At 65.4% G+C, this 21,446-nt stretch carries 15 protein-coding genes and 3 rRNA genes; 14 read left to right on the forward strand and 4 right to left on the reverse strand.

Annotation, left to right across the window (positions count from 1 at the left end; all coding sequences use genetic code 11):
• The first annotated feature begins 12 nt into the window (after window positions 1-12).
• From G6N34_RS09705 to G6N34_RS09720, 4 genes are all read left to right on the forward strand, one after another.
• The gene (locus tag G6N34_RS09705; protein ID WP_085150625.1) at window positions 13-1,215 is read left to right on the forward strand and encodes an argininosuccinate synthase; all 1,203 of its coding nucleotides are present in this window, start codon (window positions 13-15) and stop codon (window positions 1,213-1,215) included.
• 85 nt (window positions 1,216-1,300) lie between these two features.
• Window positions 1,301-2,713 carry an argininosuccinate lyase gene (argH, locus tag G6N34_RS09710; RefSeq protein ID WP_085150627.1) on the forward strand — a complete coding sequence of 471 codons (1,413 nt, stop codon included), beginning with the start codon at window positions 1,301-1,303 and terminating at the stop codon, window positions 2,711-2,713.
• A gap of 36 nt (window positions 2,714-2,749) precedes the next feature.
• Window positions 2,750-3,106: an HNH endonuclease gene (locus G6N34_RS09715; RefSeq protein WP_085150629.1), complete on the forward strand. Its 357-nt coding sequence runs from the start codon at window positions 2,750-2,752 to the stop codon at window positions 3,104-3,106.
• Window positions 3,107-3,115: 9 nt separating this feature from the next.
• Entirely contained in the window at window positions 3,116-3,988 is an 873-nt protein-coding gene (locus G6N34_RS09720; protein WP_085150631.1) for an alpha/beta hydrolase, read from the forward strand.
• Here G6N34_RS09720 and G6N34_RS09725 read toward each other — a convergent pair.
• The gene (locus G6N34_RS09725; protein WP_085150633.1) at window positions 3,985-5,763 is read right to left on the reverse strand and encodes an ABC-F family ATP-binding cassette domain-containing protein; all 1,779 of its coding nucleotides are present in this window, start codon (window positions 5,761-5,763) and stop codon (window positions 3,985-3,987) included. The two genes, G6N34_RS09720 and G6N34_RS09725, sit on opposite strands and share 4 nt — an antisense overlap.
• Window positions 5,764-5,879: 116 nt before the next feature.
• On the opposite strand from G6N34_RS09725, the gene G6N34_RS09730 reads away from it, so the two are divergent.
• The 3 genes from G6N34_RS09730 to G6N34_RS09740 all read left to right on the forward strand — a co-directional run bounded on the left by G6N34_RS09730 (window position 5,880) and on the right by G6N34_RS09740 (window position 9,582).
• Window positions 5,880-8,861, forward strand: coding sequence for an acyl-CoA synthetase (locus tag G6N34_RS09730; RefSeq protein ID WP_085150634.1), 2,982 nt, complete (start codon window positions 5,880-5,882; stop codon window positions 8,859-8,861).
• Between the two features lie 63 nt (window positions 8,862-8,924).
• The gene (locus G6N34_RS09735; RefSeq protein ID WP_085150636.1) at window positions 8,925-9,383 is read left to right on the forward strand and encodes a hypothetical protein; all 459 of its coding nucleotides are present in this window, start codon (window positions 8,925-8,927) and stop codon (window positions 9,381-9,383) included.
• Window position 9,384: 1 nt separating this feature from the next.
• On the forward strand, window positions 9,385-9,582 hold the full coding sequence (locus G6N34_RS09740) for a Trm112 family protein (protein WP_085150638.1): 198 nt from the start codon (window positions 9,385-9,387) through the stop codon (window positions 9,580-9,582).
• Here G6N34_RS09740 and G6N34_RS09745 read toward each other — a convergent pair.
• From G6N34_RS09745 to G6N34_RS09755, 3 genes are read right to left on the reverse strand one after another with little or no spacing between them, the layout of a single operon-like run.
• Window positions 9,579-10,196: a TetR/AcrR family transcriptional regulator gene (locus G6N34_RS09745; RefSeq protein ID WP_085150640.1), complete on the reverse strand. Its 618-nt coding sequence runs from the start codon at window positions 10,194-10,196 to the stop codon at window positions 9,579-9,581. The two genes, G6N34_RS09740 and G6N34_RS09745, sit on opposite strands and share 4 nt — an antisense overlap.
• Window positions 10,197-10,201: 5 nt before the next feature.
• A complete protein-coding gene (locus G6N34_RS09750; RefSeq protein ID WP_407663265.1) occupies window positions 10,202-10,951 on the reverse strand; it encodes an ABC transporter permease in 750 nt (249 codons plus the stop codon).
• Window positions 10,952-10,953: 2 nt separating this feature from the next.
• On the reverse strand, window positions 10,954-11,712 hold the full coding sequence (locus G6N34_RS09755) for an ABC transporter ATP-binding protein (protein WP_085150644.1): 759 nt from the start codon (window positions 11,710-11,712) through the stop codon (window positions 10,954-10,956).
• A 52-nt stretch (window positions 11,713-11,764) separates the two neighbouring features.
• Between G6N34_RS09755 and G6N34_RS09760 the strand changes: the two genes are divergently transcribed.
• From G6N34_RS09760 to G6N34_RS09790, 7 genes are all read left to right on the forward strand, one after another.
• The gene (locus G6N34_RS09760; RefSeq protein ID WP_085150666.1) at window positions 11,765-12,373 is read left to right on the forward strand and encodes a DNA-3-methyladenine glycosylase; all 609 of its coding nucleotides are present in this window, start codon (window positions 11,765-11,767) and stop codon (window positions 12,371-12,373) included.
• A 29-nt stretch (window positions 12,374-12,402) separates the two neighbouring features.
• Complete coding sequence (gene tyrS, locus G6N34_RS09765; RefSeq protein ID WP_085150646.1) at window positions 12,403-13,674, forward strand: tyrosine--tRNA ligase; 1,272 nt, start codon at window positions 12,403-12,405, stop codon at window positions 13,672-13,674.
• Between the two features lie 396 nt (window positions 13,675-14,070).
• Window positions 14,071-15,594 (forward strand): 16S ribosomal RNA (locus tag G6N34_RS09770).
• A 447-nt stretch (window positions 15,595-16,041) separates the two neighbouring features.
• Window positions 16,042-19,152, forward strand: a 23S ribosomal RNA gene (locus G6N34_RS09775).
• Window positions 19,153-19,324: 172 nt separating this feature from the next.
• A 5S ribosomal RNA gene (rrf, locus tag G6N34_RS09780) occupies window positions 19,325-19,437 on the forward strand.
• The 16S, 23S and 5S rRNA genes sit together here, the layout of an rRNA operon.
• Window positions 19,438-19,700: 263 nt before the next feature.
• A complete protein-coding gene (locus tag G6N34_RS09785; RefSeq protein ID WP_234812800.1) occupies window positions 19,701-20,444 on the forward strand; it encodes a tetratricopeptide repeat protein in 744 nt (247 codons plus the stop codon).
• Between the two features lies 1 nt (window position 20,445).
• Entirely contained in the window at window positions 20,446-21,444 is a 999-nt protein-coding gene (locus G6N34_RS09790; RefSeq protein WP_109788358.1) for an HAD-IIA family hydrolase, read from the forward strand.
• The last annotated feature ends 2 nt before the right edge of the window (window positions 21,445-21,446 follow it).

The following is a 21,446-nucleotide window of genomic DNA, read 5'->3' on the forward strand; positions in this document are numbered from 1 at the left end:
GGAGATCAACCCATGTCCGAGCGCGTCATCCTCGCGTATTCCGGCGGTCTGGACACGTCCGTGGCGATCAGCTGGATCGGCAAGGAGACCGGCCGCGAAGTGGTTGCTGTCGCGATAGACCTCGGCCAGGGCGGCGAGGACATGGAGATCGTGCGTCAGCGTGCGCTGGACTGCGGCGCCGTGGAGGCCGTCGTGGTCGACGCGCGCGATGAGTTCGCCAACGACTACTGCCTGCCGACCATTCAGTCCAACGCCCTCTACATGGACCGCTACCCGCTGGTCTCGGCGATCAGCCGCCCGCTGATCGTCAAGCATCTGGTCAAGGCGGCCCGTGAGCACGGCGGCGGCATCGTCGCGCACGGCTGCACCGGCAAGGGCAACGACCAGGTCCGCTTCGAGGTCGGCTTCGCCTCGCTGGCTCCCGACCTCGAGGTGCTGGCCCCGGTCCGCGACTACGCCTGGACCCGTGAGAAGGCCATCGCGTTCGCCGAGGAGAACGCCATCCCGATCAACGTCACCAAGCGCTCACCGTTCTCGATCGACCAGAACGTCTGGGGCCGTGCCGTCGAAACCGGCTTCCTCGAGCACCTGTGGAACGCGCCCACCAAGGACGTCTACGACTACACCGAGGACCCGACGATCAACTGGAGCACCCCCGACGAGGTGATCGTGGGCTTCGAGAAGGGTGTGCCGGTCTCGATCGACGGCCGACCCGTCACGGTGCTCGAGGCCATCATCGAACTCAACCGGCGCGCCGGTGCGCAGGGCGTCGGCCGCCTCGACGTCGTCGAGGATCGTCTGGTCGGCATCAAGAGCCGCGAGATCTACGAGGCGCCGGGCGCGATGGTGCTGATCACCGCGCACACCGAACTCGAGCACGTCACCCTGGAGCGCGAGCTGGGCCGCTTCAAGCGGAACACCGACCAGAAGTGGGGCGAGCTGGTGTACGACGGCCTGTGGTTCTCGCCGCTGAAGCGGGCGCTGGAGAGCTTCGTCGCGCACACGCAGGAGCACGTGACCGGTGAGATCCGGCTGGTGCTGCACGGCGGGCACATCGCCGTCAACGGCCGGCGCAGCCCGACCTCGCTGTACGACTTCAACCTGGCCACCTACGACGAGGGCGACTCCTTCGACCAGTCGTCGGCCAAGGGATTCGTGCACGTGCACGGGTTGAGCAGCAAGATCTCGGCCAAGCGCGACCTGGGCCTGTCATGACCCCCGACTTTTCCCCGCGAGCGGGCGTGTCTGTACTCAGGCACGCCGGGAAGACTGTGCAAAAGCGGACTGTCGGGGAGAAGTTGTGAGCACCAACGAGGGCGCGCTGTGGGGCGGCCGCTTTGCCGACGGCCCCTCGGCGGCGCTGGCCGCACTCAGCAAGTCGACGCATTTCGACTGGGCGCTGGCGCCGTACGACATCACGGCGTCCAAGGCGCACGCCAAGGTGCTGCACGCGGCCGGACTGCTGACCGATGAGCAGCGCGACGGCCTGCTCGCGGGCCTCGACAGCCTGGGTCAGGACCTCGCCGACGGCAGCTTCGGGCCCATCCCGACCGACGAGGACGTGCACGGCGCGCTCGAGCGCGGCCTGATCGACCGGGTCGGGCCCGACCTCGGCGGCCGCCTGCGGGCCGGACGGTCCCGCAACGACCAGGTGGCCACGCTGTTCCGGATGTGGCTGCGTGACGCCGTGCGTCGCGTCGCCGACGGTGTCCTCGAGGTGGTGGGTGCCCTGGCCACGCAGGCCGCCGCGCACCCCACCGCGATCATGCCGGGCAAGACGCACCTGCAGTCGGCGCAGCCGATCCTGCTCGCGCATCATCTGCTCGCGCACGCCCACCCGCTGCTGCGCGACGTCGACCGCATCGCCGACTTCGACGATCGCACCGCGGTGTCGCCGTACGGGTCCGGCGCGCTGGCCGGCTCCTCGCTGGGGCTGGACCCCGACGCGATCGCGGCCGACCTCGGCTTCGCGTCTGCGGCGGACAACTCCGTCGATGCCACCGCGGCACGGGATTTCGCCGCCGAGGCCGCGTTCGTCTTCGCGCAGATCGGCGTGGACCTGTCCCGGCTGGCCGAGGACATCATCCTGTGGAGCTCCACCGAATTCGGGTACGTCACGCTTCACGATTCGTGGTCGACCGGCAGTTCGATCATGCCGCAGAAGAAGAATCCCGACATCGCCGAGCTGGCGCGCGGTAAGTCCGGCCGGCTGATCGGCAACCTCACCGGCCTGCTGGCAACCCTCAAGGCGCAGCCCCTGGCCTACAACCGGGACCTGCAGGAGGACAAGGAGCCGCTGTTCGACTCCGTGGCCCAGCTTGAGCTGCTGCTGCCCGCGATGGCCGGCCTGGTGGCCACCTTGACCTTCGACGAGGCCCGGATGGCCGAACTGGCCCCGGCCGGCTTCACGCTGGCCACCGATATCGCCGAATGGCTGGTGCGCCAAGGTGTTCCGTTCCGCGTCGCGCATGAAGCGGCCGGCGCGGCGGTGAAGGTCGCCGAAGAACGCCTCGTGGGACTCGACGAGCTCACCGACGACGAGTTCGCGGCCATCAATCCCGCACTCACCCCGCAGGTGCGCGAAGTCCTGACCGTCGAGGGGTCGGTGAACTCGCGCAACGCGCGCGGTGGCACTGCGCCCGTGCAGGTGGCCAGGCAGCTCGGTGTGGTGCGCGCCGCGACGGAGGAACTTCGCATCCGGCTGAGTCGCTGACCCCGACACGGCCGTTGCGGCCTTAGGCTTCTCCGCATGCCACCCCGCAGTCGGGCCGCGGTCTACGCCCGACGCCGAAAACGCCGTATGGCCAAGGTCGACCACGACCTGACGCCGCAGCAGTGGGCCGCGCTCAAGCAGGCCTGGGGCGGTTGCGCCTACTGCGGTGCGGCCGATGCGGACCTGCAGAAGGACTGCATGCTCGCGATCTCCCGCGGCGGCCGATACACGCTCGACAACGTCGTGCCCGCGTGCGGTTCCTGCAATGCCAGCAAGTGCAACGCCGAGGTGACGGGCTGGCTGCGTCGAAAGAAGCTCGACGAGCGCGGATTCCTGGTGCGCCAGGCCGTGATCCTGCGGACGGTGTCCGCCGCGGAGTTCGACGACGCGTAGCGTGGCCGTATGGCCGAAGCGGTCACCTTCGACTCGGGCGGCGTGCGCTGCGTCGGCCATCTCCACCGTGCGGCGCGCGAGCCAGGACCCTGTGTCGTCCTGTGCCCCGGATTCGGTGGCACGCAGGACACCCCGGCGTTGATGGCCGCGGCGCACGGCTTCGCGGTCGCCGGCTATCACGCGTTGACATTCGACTACCGCAGCTTCGGCCTCAGCGACGGCACGCCGCGGCAGGTCGTGGATCTCAGCGGGCAACGCGCCGACATTGCGGCGGCGGTGGCGTTCGCCCGTGAACTCGACACCGTCGATCCGGCGGCAATCATCCTGTGGGGCACCTCACTTGGTGGTGCGCACGTGATCTTCTCGGCGGCCGGGGACCCGGGGATCATCGCGGTCATCGCCCAGGTGCCGTTCAACGGCTTCCCGCGTCGGGTCGAAGGCCGGTCCGCCCTCGGGACACTGCGAATGCTGGCGGTCCTGTCAGACGACTGGCTCCGCGGCAGGCTCCACCTTCCACCGCACCGCATCCCGCTGGTGGGCGCGACGGGGGAGTTGGCGGTCATGACCGGCGACGACGCGCAGGACGTGATCGCCGGTATGGCGAGTCCGACCTGGCGCAACGAGGCCGCGCCGCGAGCGCTGCTGGACATGATGCGCTACCGACCCGACACCGTGGCGTCGCACGTCGCGTGCCCAGTGCTGGTGTGTGCCGGCACCGACGACGTCCAGGCGACGTCGGAGAGTACAGACGTGTTGGCCGAGCGCGCGCCCCACGGACAGCTGAGGCGATACGACGCCACACATTTCGACTTCTACCGTGAGGAACTGCGGGCCGTGGTGCTCGCCGAGCAGATCGCGTTCCTGGATCGAGTGTTGGCCTAAGCCTGCTCAAGCTGTTCGGACAACTCCATCCACCGGGACTCCAGCTCGGTGACCTGATCCTCGAGTTCGCGCAGTTCTGCCGTGAGCTTGCCCAGCCCGACATGGTCGGACTGGTCGTAATCGGCCAACTGCTGATGTTTGGCCGCGATCCGATCCGACAGCTTCGCCAGCGACCGGTCGATCGAGGTGATCTCCTTTTCGACCGCACGTTGCTGAGCCCCCGAAAGGCCCTGTGCAGCAACTGGTTCGGTGCGTGAGGTCAGTGCCTCGGGTCGCCGGCCGGCCAGCGTCAGGTACTCGTCAACGCCGCCCGGCAGATGCCGCAGGTGTCCGTCGAGGATCGCGTACTGCTGATCGGTGACGCGTTCGAGCAGATACCGGTCGTGGGAGACGACGATCAACGTGCCGGGCCAGGAGTCCAGCAGGTCCTCGGTCGCGGTCAGCATGTCGGTGTCGACATCGTTGGTGGGCTCGTCGAGAACCAGAACGTTCGGTTCGGCCAGCAGCGTCAGCATCAACTGCAGCCGGCGTCGCTGACCACCGGAGAGGTCGGACACCCTGGTCGACAACTGGTCGCGGGCAAAACCCAGCCGTTCCAGAAGCTGGGTGGGCGTCATCTCCCGGCCATCCACCATGTAGCTGGTCTGCAGCCGGCCGACCACCTCGCGGACCAGGTCACCCTCGAACTCGGCGAGGATCCCGGCCTGCTGGTCCAGCATGGCCAACTGCACGGTCTTGCCGCGCTTGACGCGTCCGGAGTCCGGCGTCACGGTCCCGGCGATCAGACCCAGCAGGGTCGACTTGCCCGCCCCGTTGGCCCCCACGATGCCGGTCCGCTCACCGGGCCCGATGCGCCACTCCACATCCTGGAGAATCGGGCGCCCGTCGAACGACACCGAGACGTCGAGCAGGTCGATGACGTCCTTGCCCAGCCGTGCCGTGGCGAGCTTCGCGAGTTCGACGTTGTTGCGGATCGGCGGGACATCGGAGATCAGCGCGTTGGCGGCGTCGATGCGGAATTTGGGCTTGGACGTGCGCGCGGGTGCCCCGCGGCGCAGCCAGGCGAGTTCCTTGCGCATCAGGTTCTGCCGCTTGACCTCGGTCGCGGCGGCGATCCGATCGCGTTCGACGCGCTGCAGCACATAGGCCGCGTAGCCGCCGTCGAAGGGCTCGACGATGCCGTCGTGGACCTCCCACGTGACGGTCGCGACCTCGTCGAGGAACCAGCGGTCGTGCGTCACGAGCAGCAGTCCGCCGGTGTTGCGGGCCCACCGGGTCTGCAGATGGGCGGCCAGCCAGGTGATGCCCTCGACGTCGAGGTGGTTGGTGGGCTCATCGAGCGCGATGACGTCCCAGTCGTTGATCAGCAGCGCGGCCAATTGGACACGACGGCGCTGCCCGCCCGACAGCGTCGAGACCTTGGCCGTCCAGTCGATGTCGGCGACCAACCCCGCGGTGACGTCTCGGACGCGAGGGTTTCCGGCCCACTCGTGTTCTGGGGTGTCGCCGACGAGCACGTGGCCGACGGCGTCGTCGTCACCGAGGATGTCGGCCTGTTCCAGCGCGCCCACGCGCAGCCCGGACCGGCGCGTCACGCGGCCACCGTGCGGGGTCACCGCGCCGGTGAGCATGCCCATGAGGCTGGACTTGCCGTCGCCGTTGCGGCCGACGATGCCGATCCGGTCGCCGTCGTCGATTCCCAGTGAGACGGAGTCGAAGACGACCTTGTTTGGATACTGCAGATGCAGGCCTTCGGCGCCGAGTAGATGTGCCATCGCCGCCGACGTTAGCCGGTGGCACCCTGTCGTCGCGATTCGCTGGACCTGACAACGCGGTGTGCCAGAATGTGCAGGCCTGTCGGGGCATACGACCAAGTGCAGGGGAGCAGCGGGTGGAATTGAATCTGTCAGCGGTGACCAAACCGGTCGAGCGCCTGATCGCGACCGCCCAGAACGGGCTGGAGGTGCTTCGCCTCGGAGGGCTCGAAACGGGCAGCCAGCCGTCGCCGTACCAGATCGTCGAGAGCGTCCCGATGTACAAGCTGCGTCGGTACTTTCCGCCGGACAGCCGTCCCGGCCACAGTCACGTCGGTGAACCGGTGCTGATGGTGCACCCCATGATGATGTCGGCGGACATGTGGGACGTCACCCGTGAGGACGGCGCCGTGGGCATCCTGCACGTCGCGGGTCTGGATCCGTGGGTGATCGACTTCGGGGAGCCCGACAAGGTCGAGGGCGGCATGCGGCGCACGCTGGCCGACCATCTCGAGGCCCTCAACGAGGCGATCGACACCGTCAAGAAGATCACCGGCAAGGACGTGCACGTCGCCGGCTACTCGCAGGGCGGCATGTTCTGCTACCAGACGGTGGCCTACCGCCGGTCCAAGGACGTCGCCAGCATCATCGCGTTCGGTTCCCCCGTCGACACCCTCGCCGCGCTGCCGATGGGCATCCCGCCCAACCTCGGAGCGCTGGCCGCGGACTTCATGGCCGACCACGTCTTCAACCGACTCGACATCCAGGGCTGGATGGCGCGTACCGGGTTCCAGATGATGGATCCGCTCAAGACCGCGAAGGCTCGACTGGACTTCCTGCGCCAACTGCACGACCGCGAGGCACTGCTGCCGCGTGAGCAGCAGCGCCGGTTCCTGGACTCGGAGGGCTGGATCGCGTGGTCCGGGCCGGCTATCTCCGAACTGCTCAAACAGTTCATCGCGCACAACCGCATGATGAGCGGCGGGTTCGCGATCAACGGACAGCTGGTGACGCTGACCGACATCACCTGCCCGGTACTGGCATTCGTGGGTGAGGTCGACGACATCGGGCAGCCCGCCTCGGTGCGCGGCATCCGCAAGGCCGCACCCAACGCCGACGTGTACGAGACCATGCTTCGCGCCGGTCATTTCGGTCTGGTGGTCGGCTCGAAGGCCTCGGAGATCACCTGGCCGACCGTGGCCGACTGGGTGCTGTGGCACGCGGGTCAGGGCCCCCGTCCGGCGAACGTCGTCCCGATGGAGGATCAGCCCGCGGTGCGCAGCGAGACCGACACCGGTGTCGCGCTGGCCTCCCGCGTCGCACACGGCGTGGGGGAGGCCTCCGAGGTGGCGCTGTCGCTCGCGCGCGGCGCCGCCGGAGCGGTGGGTGCTGCCGGAAAGTCAATGCGCACGTTGGCTGTTGAGACCGCCCGGACCCTTCCCCGTCTGGCCCGATTGGGGCAGATCAACGACCACACGCGAATCTCGTTGGGACGCATCATCTCCGAGCAGGCGCTCGGCGCGCCCGATGGCGAGTTCCTGCTGTTCGACGGCCGCGTGCACACGTACGAGGCCGTCGACCGCCGCATCAACAACGTGGTGCGCGGTCTGATCAACGTCGGCGTGCGCCAGGGCGACCACGTCGGTGTGCTGATGGAGACCCGGCCCAGTGCGCTGGTCGCGATCGCGGCGCTGTCCCGTCTGGGTGCCGTCGCGGTGCTGATGCCGCCCGACGGTGACCTCGAGGAGGCCGCGCGCCTGGGTGGTGTGGCCGAGATCCTCACCGATCCGACCTATCTGGAGGCCGCCAGCAGGCTGTCGCTGCAGGTGCTCGTGCTCGGCGGCGGTGAATCGCGCGATCTGCAGTTCGCCGAGGACGCCGACGTCATCGACATGGAGCAGATCGACCCGGACATGGTCGAGCTGCCCGGCTGGTACCGGCCGAACCCCGGTCTGGCCCGCGACCATGCGTTCATCGCGTTCAGCACGTCGAGCGGCAAGCTCGTCGCCAAGCAGATCACCAACTTCAGGTGGGCGCTGTCGGCGTTCGGCACGGCCTCGACCGCGTCGATCGGCCGCAACGACACCGTCTACTGCCTCACCCCGCTGCACCATCAGTCGGGACTGCTGGTGTCCCTGGGCGGCGCGGTGGTCGGTGGTGCGCGGATCGCGTTGTCGCGTGGCCTGCAACCGGAGCGCTTCGTGCAGGACGTGCGGCGCTACGGCGTGACCGTGGTGTCGTACACGTGGACCATGCTGCGCGAGGTCATCGACGATCCCGGTTTCGCGCTGCACGGCAACCATCCGGTGCGCGTGTTCATCGGCTCGGGTATGCCCACGGGCCTGTGGCAGCGCGTGACGGAGGCGTTCGCGCCGGCCCGCGTCGTGGAGTTCTACGCCACCACGGATGGGCAGGCCGTGCTCGCGAACGTCTCGGGTGCGAAGGTCGGCAGCAAGGGCCGCCCACTGCCGGGCGGCGGCCAGATCGAGCTGGCGGCCTACGACGCCGACAGAGACCTGATCCTGGAGGACGAGCGCGGCTTCGTCCAGGTGGCGGGCACCGACGAGGTGGGCGTGCTGCTGGCTCGCCCGCGCGGCCCGGTGGATCCGACGGCCTCGGTCAAACGGGGCGTCTTCGCACCCGCCGACACCTGGGTGTCCACTGAGTCGCTGTTCCGGCGCGACGCCGACGGCGACTTCTGGCTGGTCGGCGGCCGCGGCAGCGTGATCCGCACCGAACGCGGCGTGGTGTTCGCAGAACCCATCACGGACGCCGTGAGCCTGATCGGCGCGGTCGATCTGGCTGTCACCTACGGCGCGTCGGTGGGCGACGGCGACACCCAGGTTGCGGTCACGGCCGTGACCCTGCGTCCCGGGGCCACAGTGACCACCGCCGACCTCACCAATGCGCTCACGAACCTGCCCGTCGGCCTCGCCCCGGACATCGTCCACGTCGTTGCGGATCTGCCGCTGTCGGTGACGTACCGGCCCGTGGTGGACGACCTGAAGGCCGCGGGCGTGCCGAAGGCTGGCCGGCAGGCCTGGTACCTCGATGCCGAGCGCGGGGAATTCAAGCGGTTGACCGCTTCGGTCCGCTCGCAGTTGGCGAGTGGCCAGTAACGAGACCGTGCCGGGCGCCGACAGCGCTGTTAGGCTCCCCACATCACCCTTCGGAGGAATCGCATGACTGAGAAGTTGACGTCACACCTGCGCCGCGCGGCGGTCGCCGGAGTGGCCAGCGCCGGAATGGCGGTGACCCTCGCGCTGGGTTCGCTGGGATTCGGCACCGCAACGGCCAACGCGGACGTCCTCGACGATCTCGCCCAGCAGTACAGCACGGGAGCAGGCGCCGGACAGGTCGCCAACCTGCTGCGCACCTCCTTGCAACTGCGCGCTCAGGGGTACAGGCCCAAGCCGGCCGACTACCAGGCCATCAAGTCCGCGATGGACCGCAACGCCAACCAGGCGCCCCTGATCGAGGCCCTGCAGGGTGCGGTCAACAGCCAGCTCAAACAGCAGCGGCAGATGTCGGGCGCCGGCGGTCAGTCGCCGATCCAGCTCGGCGTCACCTCCAACCCGAACTGGGCTCCGGGCAACCCCATGCAGCAGGACGATCCGATCTTCCCGATCCCGGGTCGCTGAGTTGTCGCTCGACGACCGACTCCTGCAGATCCTGGTCTGCCCCGAGGATCGTGGTCCGCTCGTGCACGCCGGGGACGTGCTCTACAACCCCCGACTGCACCGCGCCTACCGCATCGAGGACGACATCCCGGTGTTGTTGATCGACGAGGCACGTGATGTCGACGACGAGGAGCACGCCCGGTTGGTGGCTGGCACCTAGGTCGTGACGGCGGCGATGTCCCCCGTGAGGTACCGCTGCAGGGTTGGCGCGATGGTCTCGATGACCTGGTCGATCGGCACGCGGGCAAAGGGCTGCAACTCGAAGATGTACCGCGCCATCACCACACCCAACATCTGGGTGGCGGCGAACTCCGCGCGGACGATGCCTGATCCTGGCGGTTCGTCGATGCGTGGCGCGATCCCGGTGAGGACCACCTCCCGGAGAAAACCGGCAAAGATCGACTGCTGATCGCCAGCCAGCGCCGCGCGCAGGGTCGCCTTGAGATGAGCGCCCAGGTCGGATTCCCACAGCGGCAGGATCAGCGCGGGCACGGCGTGCCCGAGACTCTCGACCGGGGTGGCGCGCAGCACCGTCAGAACCCGTTCCGGGTCGATCGGAATGTCGATGGCCGTGGCGATCAGCTGAGCCTTCGTGCCGAAGTAGTGATGCACGAGGGCCGGGTCGACCCCGGCCTCGGCCGCGATGGCGCGGATCGAGGTGTTGGTGGTGCCGTCGCGCGCGAACAGGTCCCGAGCGCTGCGCAGGATGCGGTCGCGGGTGTCTGACGTGCCCGCGGGACGTCCGCGCCGTCTGTGACTGTCGATCTGCGTCACGCCGGTCAGGCCGTCCGTCGTCGCAGGGTCGCGGCGGCCAGTGCCATCGCCACCGCGGCGAACCCGACCACGATCACCATGTCTCGGATCGCGGTGGCGGTCAGCGCCGGATGTCGGGCGACCTCCTGCAGCGCTTCCAGTGCATAGGTTGCGGGAAGCAGGTCGCTGACCCACTGCAGCCAACCGGGCATCGTGTCGCGCGGCACGATGATGCCGCACAGCAGCAGTTGCGGGACGATCACCAGCGGCATGAACTGCACGGCCTGGAATTCGGTGCGGGCGAAGGCGCTGCACAACAGGCCCAGGCCGACGCCGAGGGTGGCGTTGATGATGGCGATCAGGAACACCCAGCCGGGGCTGCCCGCGGTACTCAGGCCCAACGCCCAGAACGCGACCAGGCAGGCGACGGTCGCCTGGGCCGCAGCCGCGAGCGAGAACGCTGTGCCGTAGCCGCCGAGCAGGTCGATCCGGCGCAGCGGCGTGGTCAGGATGCGTTCGAGGGTGCCCGACACGCGCTCGCGCTGCATCGAGATCGACGTGATGAGGAACATCACCACCAGCGGCAGCAGTCCCAGCAGGATCAGGCACGCATTGTTGAACGGCGACAGACCGCCCGGCGGCCCGGGTGCGTCCTGAAACATGAAGTACATCAACGTGATCACCGCGCCCGGGACGATGAGGATCATCGCGACACTGCGATGGTCGTTGGCCAGTTGGCGCAGGATCCGCGCTGTCGTGGCGAAGTAGGGGCGCAGAGTCAGCCCGCCGCGTTCTGGCCGTCGTCGGTGCTGTGCCGGATGATCGACAGGAACGCCTGCTCCAATGAGTCGCATCGAGTCTCCTCTCGGAGTCGGGTGGGGGTGGTCTGGGTCAGCACGCGGCCCTCCCGCATGAGCAGCAGATCGGCACAGTGGTCGGCTTCATCCATGACGTGGCTGGAGACCAGCAGGGTGGTGCCCTGCCCAACGAGTGCGTCGAACTGTTCCCACAGGTCGACGCGCAGCACAGGATCGAGGCCCACCGTCGGTTCGTCGAGCACGAGCAGTTCGGGATCGCCGACAAGCGCGCAGGCCAGCGAGACGCGACTAAGTTGGCCGCTCGACAGGGTGGCGCAGATGTCGTCGGCGTGGCTGCGCAGGCCGACCACGTCGATGACTTCGCCGGCGCGCGCTGCCGGCCGGCCATACAGCGCCGCGAAGTACCTGACATTGTCGAGAACCCGCAGGTCGGAGTAGACCGTCGGATTCTGGGTGACGTAGCCGACTCGATGCCGCAGGGCTGGCGACCCAGCGGGCAGTCCGAGCACGGTGACCGCGCCGGATGCGGTGATCTGGGTGCCGACGATGCAGCGCATAAGCGTCGTCTTGCCGCACCCTGACGGGCCGAGGAGGCCTGTGATGGTGCCGCAGGCGATGTCGACGGAGACATCACGCAGGGCCGGTCGACGGCCTCGGATCACGGTGAGACGGTCGGTCGTGATGGCCGGTGCGGATAATTCACCAGGCGGTGAACCCATGTGATGATGCTTCGCCGCCGCATGGCTGAGGTCAAGGGGCAGAATGTCGGCCGTGAACGTCCAGGCCCTGGCCAGCGATCCGCAGACGGCTGCACGACTGCTGGTGGGCGCCACCCTCTGGGGGCGTGACGCGGCGGCGCTGATCGTCGAAGTCGAGGCCTACGGCGGCACGCCCGACGGCCCCTGGCCTGATCCGGCGGCGCACTCCTACCGCGGTCCCACGGTGCGCAACGACGTCATGTTCGGCCCCGCCGGACGGCTCTACACCTACCGCAGCCATGGCATCCACGTGTGTGCCAACGTCTCGTGCGGGCCCGACGGCACCGCCGCGGCGGTGCTGCTGCGGGCCGGCCTGATCACCGAGGGAGTCGAGGTCGCGCGTACCCGCCGGGGACCGGTTGCGGACCGGGCGCTGGGCCGCGGCCCCGGAAATCTGTGTTCTGCGCTGGGAATCCTATTGTCCGACAACGGGATCGATCTTCTTGACCCTTCCAGTCCGGTCCGGCTGGAACTCGGGTCGGCGCCGGAGGTCGTCGCTGGACCCCGCGTCGGGGTGAGTTCGGCCGCCGACCGGCCGTGGCGGTACTGGCTGGCCGGACACCCGGAGGTTTCGGCCTATCGGCGCAGCCCGCGCGCGCCCACGCATGGCCTCAGCGACTGACCCCGCGACGAGTGCGGAAAGATCGAGGCATGGCCTCCATCCTCGATGAGCTGGACTGGCGCGGTCTCATCGCGCAGTCCACCGAGCGTGACACCCTTGCCCACCAGCTGGCCGCTGGGCCGGTCACGGTCTATTCCGGTTTCGATCCGACCGCGCCGAGCCTGCACGCTGGGCACCTGGTCCCGCTGCTGACGCTGCGCCGGTTCCAGCAGGCCGGACATCGGCCCATCGTGCTGGCCGGTGGCGCGACCGGCATGATCGGCGATCCCCGAGACAGTGGTGAACGCACCATGCAGACCGCCGACACCGTCGCGGACTGGGCAGGCCGGATCCGCGGTCAGCTGGAGCGCTTCGTGGAGTTCGACGACTCGCCCACCGGTGCCGTCGTCGAGAACAACCTGTCCTGGACAGGGGAGTTGTCGGCGATCGAGTTTCTGCGCGACATCGGCAAGCACTTCTCGGTGAACGTGATGCTCGACCGCGACACCGTGCGGCGACGACTCGAGGGGGAGGGGATCTCCTACACCGAGTTCAGCTACATGCTGCTGCAGGCCAACGACTACGTGGAACTGCACCGCAGGCACGGCTGCTCACTGCAGGTCGGCGGCTCCGACCAGTGGGGCAACATCATCGCCGGCGTCCGACTGGTGCGCCAGAAGCTGGGTGCGACGGTGCACGCGCTCACCACGCCGCTGGTCACGGACTCCGAGGGCAAGAAGTTCGGCAAGTCCACCGGCGGCGGCAATCTGTGGCTGGACCCGGAGCTGACCAGCCCCTATTCCTGGTACCAGTACTTCGTCAACACCGCGGACGCCGACGTCATCGGGTACCTGCGCTGGTTCACGTTCCTGACGGGCGACGAGATCGCTGAACTGGAGACTGCGACCGCCGAACGTGCGCATGAACGTGCCGCGCAGCGGCGTCTGGCCCAGGAGTTGACGACGCTTGTGCACGGCGAGGCCGCGACCCGCTCGGTCGAACTGGCCAGCCAGGCCCTGTTCGGCCGGGGCGAACTGACCGAACTGGACGAACCCACGCTCGCGGCGGCGTTGACCGAGGCCTCGGTGGCGGAGCTGCGCCCGGGTGGTCCGGACGGAATCGTCGACCTCCTCGTGGCGACGGGACTGTCCGCCAGTAAGGGCGCCGCACGCCGGACCATCGCCGAGGGCGGGGTGTCGGTGAACAACGTTCGGATCTCCAGCGAGGAATGGGTGCCGGCCAATTCGGACTTTCTGTTCGGCCGTTGGCTCGTGGTGCGCCGCGGGAAGCGGAATGTCGCCGGCGTGCAGCGGGTCGGCTGAGGTTCGGCGTTGATCTTGAAGCTCCGGAAACCGCCTCTGACCAGGCGATTTGACTCCGAGTTTCCAAGCACGTAACTTATTCCAGGTCAGAGCGACACGGCCTAGCCGGGAAGCGAAGACAAAGTCCGAGAGAGAAACCCATTAAGGTGGGGCTCCTCACTGCCCGCAGGAACGACAGCGGCTTTTAGCCGCTTAATTTTTGCGCGGTGAGATCTGGTCTGTTGTTTGAGAACTCAATAGTGTGTTTGGTGGTTTTTGTTTGTTGTTTTTTGCCACATCTTGCACTCCCCGTGTGTGGGGTGTGGTGTTGTTTTTTTGATGCCAGTTTTTGGTGTCTTTTTGTTAGGTCAGATTTTCTCTGATTGTGAATTCACCTGTCTTTGGATGGGTTGTTTTTGTTTGGAGAGTTTGATCCTGGCTCAGGACGAACGCTGGCGGCGTGCTTAACACATGCAAGTCGAACGGAAAGGCCCCTTCGGGGGTACTCGAGTGGCGAACGGGTGAGTAACACGTGGGTGATCTGCCCTGCACTTTGGGATAAGCCTGGGAAACTGGGTCTAATACCGAATACACCCTTCTGATCGCATGGTCTGGGAGGGGAAAGCTTTTGCGGTGTGGGATGGGCCCGCGGCCTATCAGCTTGTTGGTGGGGTGATGGCCTACCAAGGCGACGACGGGTAGCCGGCCTGAGAGGGTGTCCGGCCACACTGGGACTGAGATACGGCCCAGACTCCTACGGGAGGCAGCAGTGGGGAATATTGCACAATGGGCGCAAGCCTGATGCAGCGACGCCGCGTGGGGGATGACGGCCTTCGGGTTGTAAACCTCTTTCAGCATCGACGAAGCGCAAGTGACGGTAGATGCAGAAGAAGCACCGGCCAACTACGTGCCAGCAGCCGCGGTAATACGTAGGGTGCGAGCGTTGTCCGGAATTACTGGGCGTAAAGAGCTCGTAGGTGGTTTGTCACGTTGTTCGTGAAAACTCACAGCTTAACTGTGGGCGTGCGGGCGATACGGGCAGACTAGAGTACTGCAGGGGAGACTGGAATTCCTGGTGTAGCGGTGGAATGCGCAGATATCAGGAGGAACACCGGTGGCGAAGGCGGGTCTCTGGGCAGTAACTGACGCTGAGGAGCGAAAGCGTGGGGAGCGAACAGGATTAGATACCCTGGTAGTCCACGCCGTAAACGGTGGGTACTAGGTGTGGGTTTCCTTCCTTGGGATCCGTGCCGTAGCTAACGCATTAAGTACCCCGCCTGGGGAGTACGGCCGCAAGGCTAAAACTCAAAGGAATTGACGGGGGCCCGCACAAGCGGCGGAGCATGTGGATTAATTCGATGCAACGCGAAGAACCTTACCTGGGTTTGACATGCACAGGACGCTGGTAGAGATATCAGTTCCCTTGTGGCCTGTGTGCAGGTGGTGCATGGCTGTCGTCAGCTCGTGTCGTGAGATGTTGGGTTAAGTCCCGCAACGAGCGCAACCCTTGTCTCATGTTGCCAGCACGTAATGGTGGGGACTCGTGAGAGACTGCCGGGGTCAACTCGGAGGAAGGTGGGGATGACGTCAAGTCATCATGCCCCTTATGTCCAGGGCTTCACACATGCTACAATGGCCGGTACAAAGGGCTGCGATGCCGTGAGGTGGAGCGAATCCTTTCAAAGCCGGTCTCAGTTCGGATCGGGGTCTGCAACTCGACCCCGTGAAGTCGGAGTCGCTAGTAATCGCAGATCAGCAACGCTGCGGTGAATACGTTCCCGGGCCTTGTACACACCGCCCGTCACGTCATGAAAGTCGGTAACACCCGAAGCCAGTGGCCTAACCCCTTGTGGGAGGGAGCTGTCGAAGGTGGGATCGGCGATTGGGACGAAGTCGTAACAAGGTAGCCGTACCGGAAGGTGCGGCTGGATCACCTCCTTTCTAAGGAGCACCGATACCGAAATGGTTTCCCCCACCCCCACACCTGTGGGCTTGAGTGTGGTTGGGATATTTCAGCCGGGGGTCTGTAGTGGACGCTCGGTGGGTGCACGACAAACAGACTTGTCCAGTTCGGCGGGGAGCCGGCTGGTGCCACCAGACACACTGTTGGGTCCTGAGGCAACAGGCCCAGGGTCTGCCCGGAGCGCTCGTTGGAGTGCGATGGGGGATCGCCATCGACTTTGGTTGGTGGTTGCGTGTTGTCGCTCCATCTTGGTGGTGGAGTGTGGTGTTTGACTTGTGGATAGTGGTTGCGAGCATCAAGCCGCATGGATTTCTCGGTTCTCTTCGGAGCGCCGGGTGATCAGCCGCGGGTGAGCTGTTTGGTTCATCGTCGGTGTGTGGTTTGTTGTGGTGTAATTTCTTTTTTTCTGTATCTGGTTTTTTGTGTTGTAAGTGTTTAAGAGCGCATGGTGGATGCCTTGGCACTGGGAGCCGATGAAGGACGTTGGAGGCTGCGATAAGCCTCGGGGAGCTGTCAACCGAGCTTTGATCCGAGGATGTCCGAATGGGGAAACCCAGCACGAGTGATGTCGTGTTACCCGTCACTGAATACATAGGTGGCGGGGGGGAACGCGGGGAAGTGAAACATCTCAGTACCCGTAGGAAGAGAAAACAAAAGTGATTCCGTGAGTAGTGGCGAGCGAAAGCGGAGGATGGCTAAACCGCGTGCATGTGATACCCGGCGGGTTGTGTGTGCGGTGTTGTGGGCGTTTCTTCTCAGGTCCGCCGACCTGGGCAGGAGTGAGAAACCGTTGTGTTAGTCGAAGTGGTCTGGGATGGCCTGTCGTAGAGGGTGAGAGCCCCGTAGACGAAAACTCAACGGCTCCTGTGGAATGTTCCCCGAGTAGCAGCGGGCCCGTGGAATCTGCTGTGAATCTGCCGGGACCACCCGGTAAGCCTGAATACTTCCCAGTGACCGATAGCGGACAGTACCGTGAGGGAATGGTGAAAAGTACCCCGGGAGGGGAGTGAAATAGTACCTGAAACCGTGCGCTTACAATCCGTCAGAGCCTTCGACTTGTTCGTGGGGTGATGGCGTGCCTTTTGAAGAATGAGCCTGCGAGTCAGGGACATGTCGCGAGGTTAACCCGTGAGGGGTAGCCGCAGCGAAAGCGAGTCTGAATAGGGCGTATCCCCGTGAGGGGTGTAGTGGCGTGTTCTGGACCCGAAGCGGAGTGATCTACCCATGGCCAGGGTGAAGCAGCAGTAAGATGTTGTGGAGGCCCGAACCCACTTAGGTTGAAGACTGAGGGGATGAGTTGTGGGTAGGGGTGAAAGGCCAATCAAACTCCGTGATAGCTGGTTCTCCCCGAAATGCATTTAGGTGCAGCGTTGCGTGTTTCACACCGGAGGTAGAGCTACTGGATGGCCGATGGGCCCCACAGGGTTACTGACGTCAGCCAAACTCCGAATGCCGGTGTGGCAGAGCGTGGCAGTGAGACGGCGGGGGATAAGCTCCGTGCGTCGAGAGGGAAACAGCCCAGATCGCCGGCTAAGGCCCCTAAGCGTGTGCTAAGTGGAAAAGGATGTGCAGTCGCAGAGACAACCAGGAGGTTGGCTTAGAAGCAGCCACCCTTGAAAGAGTGCGTAATAGCTCACTGGTCAAGTGATTGTGCGCCGATAATGTAGCGGGGCTCAAGCACACCGCCGAAGCCGCGGCAATCAGCGTTAGCTGGTTGGGTAGGGGAGCGTCCTGCATCCGGTGAAGCAGCCTAGTGATGGAGCTGTGGAGGGTGTGGGAGTGAGAATGCAGGCATGAGTAGCGATTAGGCAAGTGAGAACCTTGCCCGCCGAAAGACCAAGGGTTCCTGGGCCAGGCCAGTCCTCCCAGGGTGAGTCGGGACCTAAGGCGAGGCCGACAGGCGTAGTCGATGGACAACGGGTTGATATTCCCGTACCCGTGTATGAGCGCCCATGATGAATCATCGGTACTAACCACCCAAATGGTGGTCCACCAATCCCTTCGGGGTGCGGGGATCGCCGGCTGCGTGGGACCTTCGGTGGTAGTAGTCAAGCGATGGGGTGACGCAGGAAGGTAGCCGTACCAGTCAGTGGTAATACTGGGGTAAACCTGTAGGGAGAAACCTAGGCAAATCCGGGTTTCACATATCCTGAGAGGTGATGCATAGCCGTTGAGGCGAATTCGGTGATCCTATGCTGTCGAGAAAACCTCTAGCGAGCACATTCACGGCCCGTACCCCAAACCAACACAGGTGGTCAGGTAGAGAATACTAAGGCGTACGAGTGAACTATGGTTAAGGAACTCGGCAAAATACCCCCGTAACTTCGGGAGAAGGGGGACCCACATGGCGTGACGGATCTTCGCGGTCCTGAGCGTGAGTGGGTGGCACAAACCAGTGAGAAGCGACTGTTTACTAAAACACAGGTCCGTGCGAAGTCGCAAGACGATGTATACGGACTGACGCCTGCCCGGTGCTGGAAGGTTAAGAGGACCGGTTAACCCTTCGGGGTGAAGCTGAGAATTTAAGCCCCAGTAAACGGCGGTGGTAACTATAACCATCCTAAGGTAGCGAAATTCCTTGTCGGGTAAGTTCCGACCTGCACGAATGGCGTAACGACTTCTCAACTGTCTCAACCATAGACTCGGCGAAATTGCACTACGAGTAAAGATGCTCGTTACGCGCGGCAGGACGAAAAGACCCCGGGACCTTCACTACAGCTTGGTATTGGTGTTTGGTTCGGTTTGTGTAGGATAGGTGGGAGACTGTGAAGCTCAGACGCCAGTCTGGGTGGAGTCGTTGTTGAAATACCACTCTGATCGTATTGAACCTCTAACCTCGGACCGTATATCCGGTCCAGGGACAGTGCCTGGTGGGTAGTTTAACTGGGGCGGTTGCCTCCTAAAATGTAACGGAGGCGCCCAAAGGTTCCCTCAACCTGGACGGCAATCAGGTGTTGAGTGCAAGTGCACAAGGGAGCTTGACTGTGAGACTGACACGTCGAGCAGGGACGAAAGTCGGGACTAGTGATCCGGCACCCCCGAGTGGAAGGGGTGTCGCTCAACGGATAAAAGGTACCCCGGGGATAACAGGCTGATCTTCCCCAAGAGTCCATATCGACGGGATGGTTTGGCACCTCGATGTCGGCTCGTCGCATCCTGGGGCTGGAGCAGGTCCCAAGGGTTGGGCTGTTCGCCCATTAAAGCGGCACGCGAGCTGGGTTTAGAACGTCGTGAGACAGTTCGGTCTCTATCCGCCGCGCGCGTCAGAAGCTTGAGGAAACCTGTCCCTAGTACGAGAGGACCGGGACGGACGAACCTCTGGTCCACCAGTTGTCCCACCAGGGGCACCGCTGGATAGCCACGTTCGGACAGGATAACCGCTGAAAGCATCTAAGCGGGAAACCTTCTCCAAGACCAGGCTTCTCACCCATTAAGTGGGATAAGGCCCCCCGCAGACCACGGGATTGATAGGCCAGACCTGGAAGCACAGCAATGTGTGCAGGGAACTGGCACTAACCGGCCGAAAACTTACAACAACCAACAACAAATCAGAAGTTGGCAGAAAGTAAGAGACGCACCGCCTCGCAACCACGAAACCACAGTGATCACATCACACTCCACCACCAAAAACACCCATCCATAAATGGAGTGAAACCTTGGGGACACCGCACCCAGTGCGACCCCCAGGGCCCCACAAAAAAATAGAGTTACGGCGGTCATAGCGACAGGGAAACGCCCGGTCCCATCCCGAACCCGGAAGCTAAGCCTGTCAGCGCCGATGATACTACCCAATCGGGTGGAAAAGTAGGACACCGCCGAACACACACATAGAAACACCCCCCACACACGTGGGGGGCGTTTCTATTTCCAGACCAGAATTGCGAATTCTTTCGCCGATTCGTCCGTTTATGAAATGGCGAATTGTCGCTCAATCGGTGTACCCCGTATCCTGAACACGAGGTTTTCCGGGAAACGGGCAGGAACAGACGTGGTCGACAACAGACAGGGCGGCGAACGACGGCCGGCACGAGATCCTCGTGGAGGCGGCCCGCGCGGTGAGCAACGGCGCGGACAACGCAGTCAGATGCCGCAGCGGGGCGGTCCCGACCGCGTCCGTCGTGCGCAACCGCGGCCGGCAGGCGATGGCCGGCACGACGACGATCGGCGGATCGGTCCCGCGATTCCCCAGGAGATCGAAGCCAAGCAGTTGGATCCTGAGGTTCGCCGTGAGTTGAGCACGCTCGACAAGAGCACCGCCGACACCATCGCGCGGCATCTGGTGATGGTCGGCGAACTGCTGGACGACGATCCCGAGGCGGCACTCGCGCATGCGCAGGCCGCCCGCACTCGCTCGGGTCGCATCGCGGCCATTCGCGAAGCCGTCGGCATCGCGGCCTATCGCTGCGGCGACTGGGCCCAGGCGCTGGCCGAACTCCGTGCCGCTCGCCGCATGGGGAGCAAGTCCACCCTGCTGCCGCTGATCGCGGACTGCGAACGCGGTGTCGGACGCCCCGAACGTGCCATCGAACTTGCCCGCAGCCCTGAGGCTGAGGCCCTCACCGGCGATGACGCCGATGAGCTGCGCATCGTGGTGGCCGGCGCCCGCGCCGACCTCGGTCAGTTGGAGCAGGCCTTGGCGCTGCTGTCCTCACCGGCGCCGGACCCGTCGAAGTCCGGCCAGACCGCGGCCCGGCTGTTCTACGTGTACGCCGAGACGCTGCTCGCGCTCGGCCGCAAAGACGAAGCCCTGCAGTGGTTCCTGCACTCGGCCAGGGCGGACATCGACGGTGTCACCGACGCCGAAGAACGAATCGGCGAGCTCGCCTGACGTGACGACGCTGGCGCAACTTCACGACTGTCTGCTGCTCGACCTCGACGGCACGGTCTTCCGGGGGCACGAGCCCACAGAGGGCGCGGTCGGGGCCCTGGCGGACACGTCGTCTCGAACCCTGTTCGTCACCAACAACGCTTCGCGCCGCGCCGAGGAGGTCGCCGGCCACCTGCGGGACCTGGGCTTCACAGCCAGCGCCGAGGACGTCGTCACCAGCGCGCAGAGCGCGGCCCATCTGCTGGCGCAACAACTTGCGCCGAAAAGCCGGGTGCTGGTGGTGGGCACCGACGCGCTGGCCGAGGAGATCAGCACGGTCGGTCTGACCCCGGTGCGACTGTTCGCCGACGAACCCGTCGCCGTCGTGCAGGGGCATTCGGTCGAGACGGGCTGGCCACAGTTGGCCGAGGCCGCATTGGCCATTCGGGCCGGTGCGCTGTGGGTGGCCGCGAACGTCGACAAGACCCTGCCGTCCGAACGCGGCCTGCTGCCCGGTAACGGCTCGATGGTGGCGGCGCTGCGGACCGCGACCGACGCCGTCCCGCAGGTGGCGGGCAAGCCGGCACCCGCGCTCATGAACGACGCGCTGTCCCGCGGCACCTTCACGACCCCGTTGGTGGTCGGGGATCGGCTGGACACCGACATCGCCGGTGCCAACGCCGCCGGCCTGCCCAGCCTGATGGTGCTCACCGGCGTCAACACCGCTCGGGACGCGGTCTTCGCCGTTCCGGAGCAGCGTCCGACGCACCTCTCGGAGACGCTGACCGGCCTGCACGCACCCGCCGGCGACCTCGAGGTCGCGGAGAACGCCGCGTGGCGGGTCACGGTCTCCGACGGTGTCGCGACTGTCACCAGCGCCGGTGCAGCCGTCGACGACCTCGCGGTGGTGCGGGCCGTGGCCCGCGCGGTCTGGGACGCCCAGGACGGTCAGGTGGTCTCGGTCCGAGGCGACGACGACGACGCGGCGGCAGCACTGGCCCGGTGGGCCCTTTCTGACTGAGC

The organism is Mycolicibacterium confluentis, assembly GCF_010729895.1.
GTDB lineage: Bacteria > Actinomycetota > Actinomycetes > Mycobacteriales > Mycobacteriaceae > Mycobacterium > Mycobacterium confluentis.

Coding starts and splice junctions, on each gene's coding strand:
- G6N34_RS09785 (WP_234812800.1), top strand. CDS start 19,701: ATGCCGCAGCGGGGCGGTCCCGACCGCGTCCGTCGTGCGCAACCGCGG.
- G6N34_RS09720 (WP_085150631.1), top strand. CDS start 3,116: ATGGCCGAAGCGGTCACCTTCGACTCGGGCGGCGTGCGCTGCGTCGGC.
- G6N34_RS09715 (WP_085150629.1), top strand. CDS start 2,750: ATGCCACCCCGCAGTCGGGCCGCGGTCTACGCCCGACGCCGAAAACGC.
- G6N34_RS09735 (WP_085150636.1), top strand. CDS start 8,925: ATGACTGAGAAGTTGACGTCACACCTGCGCCGCGCGGCGGTCGCCGGA.
- G6N34_RS09725 (WP_085150633.1), bottom strand. CDS start 5,763: ATGGCACATCTACTCGGCGCCGAAGGCCTGCATCTGCAGTATCCAAAC.
- G6N34_RS09705 (WP_085150625.1), top strand. CDS start 13: ATGTCCGAGCGCGTCATCCTCGCGTATTCCGGCGGTCTGGACACGTCC.
- tyrS (WP_085150646.1), top strand. CDS start 12,403: ATGGCCTCCATCCTCGATGAGCTGGACTGGCGCGGTCTCATCGCGCAG.
- G6N34_RS09755 (WP_085150644.1), bottom strand. CDS start 11,712: ATGGGTTCACCGCCTGGTGAATTATCCGCACCGGCCATCACGACCGAC.